The following is a 1,057-nucleotide window of genomic DNA, read 5'->3' as shown; positions in this document are numbered from 1 at the left end:
CGTTGTATTTTAGTGCTAGCGCGATGAAATTTTACCGGTGCTACGTTATTTTAATTCTACCGCGAGCTTGCGTCCAAATTTTAAGAGTCAGACGCTAAATAGCGTCTTAGTTTGGGATTTGCGCAGTATCTAGCCACGCGCCGCGGTAGAATTTTGCATCGATTGCCATAGTGGTGCGCCGTGACGCTATGGCAGGCAACGGCGCGCCGTTAAATTTTAAAATTTTAACGTTTCGGCTGCGACATATGAAGACGGCAAGGCGTAAATTTGTTCGCTGATTTTGCGATTTTAGAAAGCTAGCCGCGGTGGATTTTACCACCCGTAGCGTTAGAATTTACGCAAAGCGCAGGCAGGGCGCAGAGTTCATTAAATTTAGCGGTGAGATGAGACTAATAAATTTTACAAAGAGCAAGCCTAACAGCTATAGTCGCGTTTTTTTGTGGACGAGCTTAGCGCGAAATTTCGCTTAGATACGCCGCGAGCTGCCCGTATGCGATGCCGCTGTCGTTGCACGGAATATCGCGGTTTAGATGAAATTTTATCCCTCGTTCGCGCAGCTTAGCGCACGTAAGATTTAGAAGTGTCGCATTTTGAAAGACTCCGCCGCTTAGCGCGACCTCGAGCCCGAAGCCCTCCGCAAACTCCGCGATGAAATTTGCGATGGCGTTTATAAATTTCGTCGCGGCCAAGCGCGGCTCATCGCGCAAAGCCTGCAAAAACGCCTCTTCGTAATCGATCACGTAGCATTCGCCCTCAAAGCTCGGCGCGCAAGCTCCGTTTTGCGGGGCTTGATACGCATCGGCGACGTTTTTGCTTTCAGAATTTATTAAATTTAGAGCGGATGCTTGCTCTATAGAATTTGCGGCGACGTTTGCATTCTTTTTATCGCCGCCCGCGATGTTTCGAGCCGCCCGCTCAAGCAAGTCTTTACTCACCGCATCGTCCGCAAGCTTTTTAAAATCGTCTCGCAACACGCAGCTGTTTTTAGCGCCGCTATTATTTTGCGCATTCAAACCGCCCTGCCTCGCTTTGCGCTCTGTTTTGTGCCGTAAATCAT

At 49.0% G+C, this 1,057-nt stretch carries 1 pseudogene; it reads right to left on the bottom strand.

From position 1 onward, the window contains the following. Positions 1–449: 449 nt before the first annotated feature. A pseudogene (locus Q0256_RS08375) lies at positions 450–1,057 on the bottom strand (hypothetical protein); the annotation flags it as partial.

The sequence above is a fragment of the uncultured Campylobacter sp. genome (genome assembly GCF_937949835.1).
GTDB lineage: Bacteria > Campylobacterota > Campylobacteria > Campylobacterales > Campylobacteraceae > Campylobacter_B.
Note: the sequence above shows the minus strand (reverse complement) of the source record. Positions and strands in the feature narration are given on the sequence as shown.